This is a genomic window from Rhodococcus sp. UFZ-B548 (assembly GCF_903819475.1).
GTDB lineage: Bacteria > Actinomycetota > Actinomycetes > Mycobacteriales > Mycobacteriaceae > Rhodococcus_F > Rhodococcus_F erythropolis.
Window position 1 is genome coordinate 67,080 of the sequence record NZ_CAIJDS010000033.1, and the last position, 8,516, is coordinate 75,595.

The window sequence follows — 8,516 nt, forward strand, 5'->3', positions numbered from 1 at the left end:
CGAACCGAACCCTACTGTCTCGTCTAAGTTTTCACCACTGGGCCAACACTGCTAGACATGTCGACGCAGCTTTCACGCACTCAAACGTCAGGAGCTTCAGCGGATGAACAACGACACGGTGGGACCAAAGTCCGACGACGATTCCGGGGCTGAACCGAGCGGCTCCAACACCATCCCACCGAGGGGCCCGGAGCGCGAACCGAAGAGGACGGTCACCCTGCCGGGAGGCCGTCGAACTGTACTCGCAATCACGGGAACGGCACTGGTCGTGGGCGGTTTCGTGGCCTGGCTCGGGTACACGGCATACGAGGCGAAAGACAACCTTGAAGCAGCTCGCGACCATGCACAATCGGCGAAGAGTGCACTTCTGGCCGGGGATACCGGGGTCGCAGAGTCCGCCGCGGCGGAAGCCGATCGAAACGCATCGGCAGCGTACGACAACACCCATTCACTCCCCTGGAACATCGCCGCCGCAATTCCGGTCATCGGGTCGCCCTTCGACACGACGCGTCAGATGACCGAGGTCGTTCAGGGACTCACCCGTGACGTTCTCGGTCCCGCTGTCACTGTCGGAACTTCACTCGCACCAACGGAATTGGTGCAGCCTGGTGGACGCTTGGCACTCGCACCGTTACGCGAAGCGGAACCGAAATTGGACGAAACAGCTATCGCCGCGGAATTGCTGTCGTCGCAGGCACAGGAAGTTCGCGAATCAAAGTACCTGGGCCGAGTTAACGATGCCAGAGCAGAATTGCAGTCGCAGACAAGCGAACTGGCTACCCTCCTGACGAACACCGCCACCGCGGCGCGCATCGCACCGGCGATGCTCGGCACCGACGGACCGCGCAATTACTTCATCGGTTTCCAGACCAATGCCGAAGCCCGAGGAACCGGCGGTCTATTGGGTGGATACGGCATCGTCCGAGTCGACAACGGCGCCGCTCGGGTGGACACGCTCTCCCCCAACTCCGAACTAACACTGGACAATCAACCGATAGACCTTGGTCCTGACTTCAATCAGCTGTACGGAAACAGTCGACCGACCACCGATTTTCGCAACAGCAACCTCAGCTCACACTTTCCCTACGCAGCGCAGATCTGGCAGTCCCTGTGGTCACAGGAGTCCGGGGGTGAGATGGTCGACGGTGCAATAGCGACCGATCCGATAGCACTGAGTTACCTCCTCGAGGCGGTGGGACCAGTAGAGATGCCGGACGGAGAGTCGGTGACGGCCGACAACGTCGTTGAGTTGACCGAGTCGACCGCGTACGCTCGCTTTCCCTCCGACAACAAGGCACGAAAGCAGTATCTGCAGACAATCGCGGCCCGTGTCGTGGCGAAGATGACCGGGAACATCAAGTCGCCGAGCGCACTGCTGGAAGCTCTGGGCAAGGGCGTCAGCGAGGGCAGAATCGCCGTGTGGAGCTCTCACCCCGACGAACAATCGGTTCTCGCCGACACCGTCCTCGGGCACACCGTTCCCGATGATGCCGCTCCGTACGCCGGTGTGGTGATCAACAACCAAGCCGGCAACAAGCTCGATTACTACCTCACACGAGAAATCGACTACACGGCCAAACCCTGCACGGGCGACACCCGAAAGACAACCGTCACTGTTCGACTGACCAACGACGCACCTGACACCGAACTGACCGAATATGTCAGCGGGATCGTCGACAACCCCGGACGACTGCCCAATGGCACCAATGTGGCTGCAGTCACCCTACTGGCGACAGCCGGCGCCAAACTCGACGCCGTCTCCGTGGGCGGGCAGATTTCGTTTGCCGTCAACGGAACCGAACAGGGTCACCCGGCATTCATGACAAGGGCCGTCATTCCGCGAGGGAAGACCGTTGAGCTGAAGTTCGATCTGACCGAGCCCACAGCCGAGGGCGAAGCTCGCGTACCGGTCCAGCCGCTTGTCGACGACCCGAAGATTACCGTCGACGTTCCTAGCTGCTGAGCCTGACCGGCAAACGTCGACGAGGCCCCTGGCATGTCGTCGTTTGCCGGGCTAGTGAACTTTCAACAGATTTGAAACTTTGATGAAGGCTAGCCTATGCTTCCTGACGCGCCTGGAACCGGCCGTCGGCTGCGATCCGTCGGAGTCTCACTCCTCGGCGCATCGACAACGGAAGGTTCCCCATGCGATACACCCGTGTGTGCTCACTTCGCCGAACTGTGGCGCTGAGTGGATTGGTCATTGCCGCCCTGGTAATCGGCGGATGCAGTAACAACGACACCGCAACCGAATCGAGCAGCAGCGACTTCGAAACCGTCACTATCGAAAGTGCGCTCGGAAAAGCCGTCATCACCGAAAAGCCTGAGCGGATCGTGACCCTCGGCATGGGGTCGGCGGAGACCGTGATCGCGCTCGGCACGATCCCCGTCGGCGTCGAAAAGTACGCATGGGGCAGCGACGACACCGGATATCTGCCGTGGGTCCACGAAGCGGTCACTAAGCAAGGTGGCGAACTGCCAGAGCAGTTCACCGGCGGAACCGATCTCAACATCGAAGCGATCATCGCTCTCGAACCCGACCTGATCCTCGCCCCCTGGTCCGGCATCACACAGCAGCAGTTCGACTCACTGAACGCGTTCGCGCCGACCGTCGCCTACGCCGAGAGTCCGTGGACCATCACGTGGGAAGACCAGATCGACGTCATCGGCAAAGCCATGGGCGAATCCGAGAAGGCGACAGCCGAAATCGACAAGATCAAGTCGCAGTTCGCGGAATCGACTGCAGCACATCCGAACTACGCCGACGTCAGCTTCTCCTTCATCTACAACACGGGCCCAGGAACCCTCGGCGTCTTCTTCGCCGAAGAGCAGCGCGTGGCCATGGTCCGCGCACTCGGCTTGCAGGTGGATCCCGTCGTCTACACCTTGACGGAATCTGAAGGAACAGACTCCGCCGTCATCGGCCTCGAGAACGCAAACCTCCTCGACAAGTCCGACCTGCTCTTCACCTTCTACTCGGACCCGGCCAATCGGGCCGAGATCGAAGCGCAGCCGGCCTACCAGGCCATCCCCGCTGTGACTCGGGGAACTGTCATCGCTCCGACCGAGCAGCCCTTCGTCACCGGTTCCTCGATGATCAACCCGCTGACCGTGCCCTGGTCGCTCGAGCGCTACGTGCCGATGATCGACGAGGCAATCGCGAAGCTGAACAAATGATGTAGATCAGCATCGTGCGATCGAGAAGCCCGCGCCCTATTCGGATGCGGGCTTCTTGCCGTCGCGTTGGGCTTTGAATCGCATCCACTCGCTACTCAACATTCGATTGTCGATGATCCACCCCATGTAATCGCGCATGTTGAGGACACGAATGTAGGCGGGGCCGTTGGGATTTGCGTACTGCAGTGCTTCAGTCGCGAGTTTGCGTTGATTCTCGAGATACACGTGCTCTGTTTCGAGGAATCCGCCCCACACGTCGGAATCCATGACGTAGTAGTGAGTCCGATCCCGAGGCTTGCGCGTGAGCTTGACGAACCCCCGGTCGATCAAACGGCGAATGTAAGTCGACACCGATCCGCGACTGGCTCCCAGTGCCTGCGCCAACTCTTCGGCACTGACCCCTGGCGACTCGCTGATCAACAAATAGCCCGCAATGCGTCCCTCGATGCGAGCTCCACCACCAGACTGCCAGTACACGGAGAACTGGTCAATGAACCACGTGGAGAAGTCGTCACCGCGAGCAGGGCTGGCATCGCCCATTCGTTGAGCCTCCGAGGTCTGGATACGAACAATCTGGGTACGAACAAACTGGGTACGAACAATTCGTCACTATTGTGCCAGCGACACCGTCACCGAGCCGAAATCACCAGCCCTGGAGTCGTTGCGATGAACTCGAGCTGTTCGATCGTCAAAGGCGACGCCGATGTGGAGCCAGCCGATGTCACGAACTGGGTCACCACTACTGTTTCGCCGGAGGGGTGAACAACCCGGACCGTGTCATCGCCCGAGCCATCGGGATCGACCAGGCGAGTCACCGTGGTGGCGTTGGGCAACGTCAGGATCGCGCCTGGTTCCGGGACGGCCGTACCAATCGATATCTCGACATCACCGCGGCCGTCCGATGTCGAGACGACGATTCGTTCGCACGCCCCTCCCCGTCCGTAGTCATCCGGAACCAGCGAACCGAGCGAGCGTTCCAAAGTGACCTCTTCTGCGCCGAGATCCTTCCAACGTGCATCGAGCAACTGATTCAGTCGGTCGATATCCATGCGCGTCGCAGGTGGACCGGCATTCATGGAATCGGTGTAGCAGGATGCCATCGGTGGCGGCGTCGAGTCTGGGACCGGCTCAGTCACAGCGAGCCCGGGCGCTGTCGCGACCGCGATCAGTTCGTCCATCGTCAAAAGCGGACCAGTATCCGTCGAAGTCCCGGTCGATGTGTCGATGCTCGCAACAACTCTGGATCCGTCACCGAGATAAGCGACTACACCGCGCTCGCCCCCGACTTCCGAACCGTCTTTGTCTTCGAAATCTGCTCTGTCCTCGAAATCTGCTCTGTCCTCGAAATCTGAGATATCGAGCACTGTTCCGTTCGCGAGATACTCCCGCCGATCCACCAGCCCCTCCAGGCACGGTGGCACCGGCTGATCCCATGCACGAACCTGAACCGAGATATCCGCAGTCCGCCCGACGCGAGTTAAGGTTCCCTTCGCCGACGTCGAACCGCTGAACTCGATCGGGTCGACCCCGTCGGGAAACGAAACGCCCCGGTAATTCTGGATCGGCGCAAACTCGAGCGATTTCGATGGACTCGCAAATGCAACGTCGACATCGGAAGGCAACGATTCGAGTAGTGCGTCGCTCATGGCGGTGGCCTTCGGTCCCGAGAACCATGGATAGTCCGGGTCGTCATAACCGGGCTCACCGGTAAAACCGTAGTTGATGCGCACCGGCGGACCTGGCGATTCCACCGACTCGCAGCCGGGAATCGACGTGCCCGCGCCCTCGTTCGTCACCGCTGCGACAACAGTTCCCAATGCGACGATCGAGACGATCACCAGCCCGTCGCGCCAGGTCCATTGCTCGCGGCGACGGTTCGACTCGTGTGCGGTGCGCCCAGACATTTCTCGATCATTGCCTATGACAACAACTACGTCGCTATCCGACATACCCGCTGAGGTCGTAGATCGTGGAATTTCCCACCGTTGTCGACGAGAAATTCGCTCCGACCCATTCCTGAATAGCACTCGACGTACTGTCCCCGCCTTGGCTGTCTTTCGGGCTTCCGCCCTGGCCACTGGCGATGTAGTAGTGGATCTCGCCGTCTGCCACGTACTCGATGAACTGGTCCAGCGTCGGTGCGGGATCAGAACTCCAACCGCCGATCGCCATCACCGCAGTATCGCTGGCCAACTCGTAGGTTGCTGCGCTTTGCGATCCGTTGGTCGCGGCCGACCACGTGGTGCCCGCATTGACCAACATTGCCGTCAACTCGGAAGTACTTTCGCTACCACTGCTTGTTCCTGGCCCACTCGTTGTTCCTGGCCCACTCGCCGTCGGATTACTGCTCGCGTCATCAGAGTTCGGCAGAGCCCCACCGTCTCCCTGCCCTTGGCCCCCACCCATGCCTCCTCCCCCGCCCATTCCGGAGTCGGACACGGCGCCGGTTGGTCCTGCCGTCGAGATGGACCCACCATGCGCTGTTGCGGCAGTGGCAATCGCGTAAGACGCCGAACCGGTTATCCCTGCCAACGAACCGATGATCAATCCAGCGGCAGCGAGCTTGCGAAATCGACCCTTGGCTCCCACCAGAACCAGGATCGCGCCGACGACAGTGCCCGCCAACAGAATCCACTTCAGCATCGGCAGCCATTCGGCATTGCGGTGCAACAACACCCAGCTCCAAATTCCTGCGGCCAGCATCATCGCTGCCAAGCCGCAGCGTCCGATCCAGCGGGCACGCACCAACCACAGGGCGTATCCACCGACGCCGATCATCCCCGCAACAGCAGGCGCCAGCGCAACTGTGTAATAGGGGTGGATCGTTCCGGACATGTAGCTGAAGATCAGGCCGGTAGCGAGAAACCAACCACCCCACAGGATCAACGACGCACGGAGAAGATCTGTGCGCGGTGCACGCCCACGGGCGAGGAGTCCGAACACCAACGCGATCAGTGCCGCAGGAATCAGCCAGGAAATCTGGATACCCATCTCGCTGCCGAACAGCCGATCGAGTCCGGCACTTCCCCCAAAGCTGGAACCTGCACTGCCACCGGCCATTCCACTACTACCACCGGACATTCCGCCACCGGTGTTCCCGAAAAGTCGACCCAATCCGTTGTATCCCAGTACCAAGTCCATGACGCTGTTGTTGGTCGATCCGCCGATGTACGGGCGAGAATCAGCGGGCCACAGCCACACTGCCAACACCCACCACCCAGCCGATATGACAACGGACGCAGCACCGATCACCAGGTGGAACAGGCGAGTCCGCAAGCGCACCTGTCCGGCAATCAAATACGCGGCACCAAATGCAGGCAACACCATCAGCCCTTGCAACATCTTGGTGAGAAAAGCGAAGCCCAGCGCGACTCCTGCGAGCGCCACCCACACTGCGGCTCGTCGACCCACCGCCGTGCACATGGCGCGAATCACGAAGTAGCCGGCCAGAGTCATGAGCAGAACAAGCAATGCATCGGGATTGTCGAACTTGAACATCAGGGCGGCAGCGGGCGTAGCTGCCAACACAGCTCCCGCCACAAGACCCGCAGCCGGCGTCGCCACTCGTTTGACGGCCGCATACACGAGCGCAACCGATCCGACGCCCATCAACGCCTGCGGAACAAGAAGGCTGGCACTCGAGAATCCGAAGATTCGTCCGGACAGACCCATGACCCACAATGAAGCGGGCGGTTTGTCGACAGTGATGAAATTCGAGGTATCGAGGGAGCCGAAGAACCACGCTTTCCAATTCTGGGAGCCGGCCTGCGCCGCCGCAGCGTAGAAGGTGTTGGCGTAGCCACTCGCGGTCAGATTCCACAAATACAAGACCGCCGTTGCTGCCAACAGGATCGTCAGCGCCAATCCTGTACGCCGAGTGCGGAACCACGACGGCGAGGGCTCGGCTCGATGGGCAGTTGGTGCCGGCCGCTGAGGCGGGGCCGGATACAGAACGGCGGTCATCAGGAAGTCCCTTCACGAGTTACTGTCCTGCCAACGATCGCGCTTTCAACCCCGGCTGCACTGGGAGCCGGCTGGAAAGTTGCTGTGAATGAATCAGGCCAGGGAACGCTCGAACAGCACGACGCTGAACCAACCGTTGTCGACAACATCTCCGAAGTCACGACGCCCTACTTCGGCGAAACCCGCGTCTCGGTAATAGCGGCGCAACCGCACGTTCGTTTCGACACAATCGAGCCGCAAGTACTGCGCGTCCTCCTCCGCGGACCGTCGATGGGCCCAGACGAGTAAGCGTTCGCCCAACGAGGTGCCCGAGAATTCTCGATCGATAACCAATCCGTGCACGTAGCCGGCAGGCTCGTTCGAATCGGGCCAGACCACGGGGTCTGACCAGATCAACCGCAGGGCGCCGACAATCCTTGACTGCGCCCGGTCTCGCGCAACAAAGAACTCCCCTCTCGAAATCTGCTCCCCGACCTGCTCGACAGACACTTCACGCGGGCGCCACTGGATGATTCCGCGTTCTGCCAACCAGTCTTCTGCCGCGTGCCGCAGCGCCAGAATCTCCGGCCCATCGCTCTCGACCGCTTGCACAACGTCCACAACCATATGACCTCCCCCATATCTGCAGCCGTCCACAACACCACGGCCTCCAGGCCCCAACCCGGATGTATCTCCGAGTTGAAGCCTATCGACGTGAAGTTGTGTATCTGAACGGGTCTCACCACTCAGTCAGGTTTTGAATGTGGTGTTCGCCGGTCGCGGGTGCTGCCGCGGGTCAATCGAGGGCGGCGGGATGAACCACGGTTTGTTGTCGACGCCGATCCGAATCTCCCACTTCCCGACGAACCCGGATTTCCGGTGCATCAGCCGATGATGTGAACGGCACAGCAGGACAAGGTTGCTCATCACCGTCGGGCCACCGTTCGCCCAGTGCCGGATGTGGTGTGCATCGGTCCACGCGGGCACACATGTGCAGCCGGGGAAGGCGCAGCCTTTGTCTCGGGCGATCAGCGCCACTCGCTGTTCGGCGGACACTAATCGCTTTCCGGGTTTCGCATCGAGCGGTGCGCCGTGGTCGTCGAGCAGTACGGTGGACAGGAAGCAGTCGCAGCCGAGGAGTCTGGTCTGCGAGACGGACAGTGGCCCCAGCCAGGGCATGTGCCCGACATCGAGATCCGACACAGCCACAGCCACTCCACCACCAGGAGCAGCGGATGTTGCGGCGCAGTCCCGGTGCTCAGCCAAATCACGCGCGTTGATGTGCACGTTCACGTGCGGACGCTGGCCACCATCGACACCGGTTTTGGCGCAGTCGAGGTAACGGCGGATCAGTTCGGTGAACCCGTCCGCGGTCCGCTTCGCTGCCGACCGAGAAT

At 60.9% G+C, this 8,516-nt stretch carries 7 protein-coding genes; 2 read left to right on the forward strand and 5 right to left on the reverse strand.

Going from position 1 to position 8,516, the window contains the following annotated elements:
* Positions 1 to 103: 103 nt before the first annotated feature.
* On the forward strand, positions 104 to 1,963 hold the full coding sequence (locus H7C86_RS24185) for a DUF4012 domain-containing protein (protein ID WP_182262365.1): 1,860 nt from the start codon (positions 104 to 106) through the stop codon (positions 1,961 to 1,963).
* 182 nt (positions 1,964 to 2,145) lie between these two features.
* Complete coding sequence (locus tag H7C86_RS24190; RefSeq protein ID WP_182262366.1) at positions 2,146 to 3,177, forward strand: iron-siderophore ABC transporter substrate-binding protein; 1,032 nt, start codon at positions 2,146 to 2,148, stop codon at positions 3,175 to 3,177.
* A gap of 36 nt (positions 3,178 to 3,213) precedes the next feature.
* Here the strand turns inward: H7C86_RS24190 and H7C86_RS24195 are convergent, their stop codons facing one another.
* The 5 genes from H7C86_RS24195 to H7C86_RS24215 form a co-directional block, all read right to left on the reverse strand.
* Complete coding sequence (locus H7C86_RS24195; protein ID WP_020908019.1) at positions 3,214 to 3,717, reverse strand: GbsR/MarR family transcriptional regulator; 504 nt, start codon at positions 3,715 to 3,717, stop codon at positions 3,214 to 3,216.
* A gap of 89 nt (positions 3,718 to 3,806) precedes the next feature.
* Positions 3,807 to 5,081 carry a hypothetical protein gene (locus tag H7C86_RS24200; protein WP_182262367.1) on the reverse strand — a complete coding sequence of 425 codons (1,275 nt, stop codon included), beginning with the start codon at positions 5,079 to 5,081 and terminating at the stop codon, positions 3,807 to 3,809.
* A 34-nt stretch (positions 5,082 to 5,115) separates the two neighbouring features.
* Positions 5,116 to 7,140 (reverse strand): glycosyltransferase family 39 protein, encoded by a 2,025-nt coding sequence (locus tag H7C86_RS24205; RefSeq protein ID WP_182262368.1) that lies wholly within the window; start codon positions 7,138 to 7,140, stop codon positions 5,116 to 5,118.
* A gap of 93 nt (positions 7,141 to 7,233) precedes the next feature.
* The gene (locus H7C86_RS24210; RefSeq protein WP_182262369.1) at positions 7,234 to 7,746 is read right to left on the reverse strand and encodes a GNAT family N-acetyltransferase; all 513 of its coding nucleotides are present in this window, start codon (positions 7,744 to 7,746) and stop codon (positions 7,234 to 7,236) included.
* 123 nt (positions 7,747 to 7,869) lie between these two features.
* A partial coding sequence (locus tag H7C86_RS24215) for an HNH endonuclease signature motif containing protein (RefSeq protein WP_182262370.1) occupies positions 7,870 to 8,516 on the reverse strand: 647 nt, incomplete at its 5' end.